The sequence below is a fragment of the Priestia sp. 40 genome, assembly GCF_049368575.1.
In the GTDB taxonomy this organism is placed as follows: Bacteria; Bacillota; Bacilli; order Bacillales; family Bacillaceae_H; genus Priestia; species Priestia zanthoxyli.
This window is the reverse complement of the sequence record NZ_JBMPZA010000013.1, coordinates 1-670: the sequence shown is the minus strand read 5'-3', so window position 1 is coordinate 670 and position 670 is coordinate 1. Positions and strand designations below refer to the sequence as shown.

Below are 670 nucleotides of genomic sequence, written 5' to 3'. Positions count from 1 at the left end.
AGGTTGGGGGTTCAAGTCCTCTTGCCGGCACCAGTTTTCGAGCCATTAGCTCAGTTGGTAGAGCATCTGACTTTTAATCAGAGGGTCGAAGGTTCGAGTCCTTCATGGCTCACCATTTATATTCACACGCGGGTGTGGCGGAATTGGCAGACGCGCTAGACTTAGGATCTAGTGTCTTACGACGTGGGGGGTTCAAGTCCCTTCACCCGCATCTTTCATTAATTTCATATATGTGCGGAAGTAGTTCAGTGGTAGAACACCACCTTGCCAAGGTGGGGGTCGCGAGTTCGAACCTCGTCTTCCGCTCCACATATATAAGTCCTGCCGGGGTGGTGGAATTGGCAGACACACAGGACTTAAAATCCTGCGGTAGGTGACTACCGTGCCGGTTCAAGTCCGGCCCTCGGCACCATTCTAGTAAGCGCCCGTAGCTCAATTGGATAGAGCGTTTGACTACGGATCAAAAGGTTAGGGGTTCGACTCCTCTCGGGCGCGCCATAAACGGAAGTAGCTTAGCTTGGTAGAGCACTTGGTTTGGTACCAAGGGGTTGCAGTTTCGAATCCTGTTTTCCCGACCATTTATGGGGCCTTAGCTCAGCTGCGAGAGTGCCTGCCTTGCACGCAATAGGTCAGCGGTTCGATTCCGCTAGGTCCCACCAATCGGAATTTT

The 670-nt window shown here is 52.4% G+C and carries 6 tRNA genes; all 6 read left to right on the top strand.

Annotation, left to right across the window (positions count from 1 at the left end):
- Positions 1 to 39 precede the first annotated feature (39 nt).
- Positions 40 to 115 (top strand) — tRNA-Lys (locus tag ACO1DI_RS14005).
- A gap of 13 nt (positions 116 to 128) precedes the next feature.
- Positions 129 to 211 (top strand) — tRNA-Leu (locus tag ACO1DI_RS14000).
- Between the two features lie 23 nt (positions 212 to 234).
- Positions 235 to 309, top strand: a tRNA-Gly gene (locus tag ACO1DI_RS13995).
- A 14-nt stretch (positions 310 to 323) separates the two neighbouring features.
- Positions 324 to 412 (top strand) — tRNA-Leu (locus ACO1DI_RS13990).
- 9 nt (positions 413 to 421) lie between these two features.
- Positions 422 to 498, top strand: a tRNA-Arg gene (locus ACO1DI_RS13985).
- An 85-nt stretch (positions 499 to 583) separates the two neighbouring features.
- Positions 584 to 659, top strand: a tRNA-Ala gene (locus ACO1DI_RS13980).
- Positions 660 to 670 lie beyond the last annotated feature (11 nt).